This is a genomic window from Staphylococcus sp. GDY8P57P (assembly GCF_017892585.1).
In the GTDB taxonomy this organism is placed as follows: domain Bacteria; phylum Bacillota; class Bacilli; order Staphylococcales; family Staphylococcaceae; genus Staphylococcus; species Staphylococcus borealis.
The window spans coordinates 1-853 of the sequence record NZ_JAESLK010000106.1 but is presented as its reverse complement, the minus strand read 5'-3'; the positions used below and the strand labels follow the sequence as shown (position 1 = coordinate 853).

Annotated in this window: 2 protein-coding genes; both read right to left on the bottom strand. The window is 39.7% G+C overall.

Going from position 1 to position 853, the window contains the following annotated elements:
• The coding region (locus KA878_RS13760; protein ID WP_210142226.1) for a helix-turn-helix domain-containing protein at positions 1 to 326 on the bottom strand (326 nt) is incomplete at its 3' end.
• 32 nt (positions 327 to 358) lie between these two features.
• The coding region (locus KA878_RS13755; RefSeq protein ID WP_245336768.1) for a recombinase family protein at positions 359 to 853 on the bottom strand (495 nt) is incomplete at its 5' end.

The window sequence follows — 853 nt, the reverse complement described above, 5'->3', positions numbered from 1 at the left end:
CATGTCTCACAAATTTTTCTATGAATTGAAGTTACTGAATTTCTTTTATGATTCAGTATTAAATTCTTAATCTCTTCTTGTACCTCTTTTTCCACTTTAAAAATGCCGGAGTCTCTGCGACGCTTTCGGATCAAACCCACTAATCCAAACTGTTCATACTGACTCACCCAATATTGAAGCGTCCGTTTTGAAACATCAGAGTCTTCAGCAACTGCTCTCAAACTTTTCTCGCGGTTAAGATATGGGGCAATTAATCTATATTTATCCATGGCCTTTTGTCTTTGTTCTTCTGAATAAGCAGTCAAATGCGGGACTTTATCACTCATAATCCCCACTCCTCATTGAAATTATCGAACGATTAGGCATCTGCAAGATCGTTTTCCACTTGCTTAACCAGTTTATAGAACGTTGTTTTTTTAACATTCGCTTGCTGCATCGCTTGTGTCGCTGTAATCTCACCTTTTTTCCATTCATGATAGGCAGCCATGAATGTATCTGTAATCTGTGCTTTCGGACGGCCAAAAACCTTTCCTTGATTCTTTGCTGCATCAATCCCTTCACGTTGCCGTTTGCGTATGCGTTCCCGTTCATCTTGTGCAATCCAAGAAAGTATCTGTAAAACAAGGTCGGCGATAAAAGTGCCCATACTGTCTTTATATTGGGTGGTATCCAATAATGGCATGTCCATCACAACAATATCAGCTTGAAGTTCTTTCGTAATGGCATTCCATTCTTCAACAATTTCTTCTTTATTTCGTCCAAAGCGATCTAGTGAATGGATATACAACACATCGCCCGGTCGAAGAATCCGTTTGAGCAGTTGGTATTGTGCACGTTGAAAATCCTTGCCACT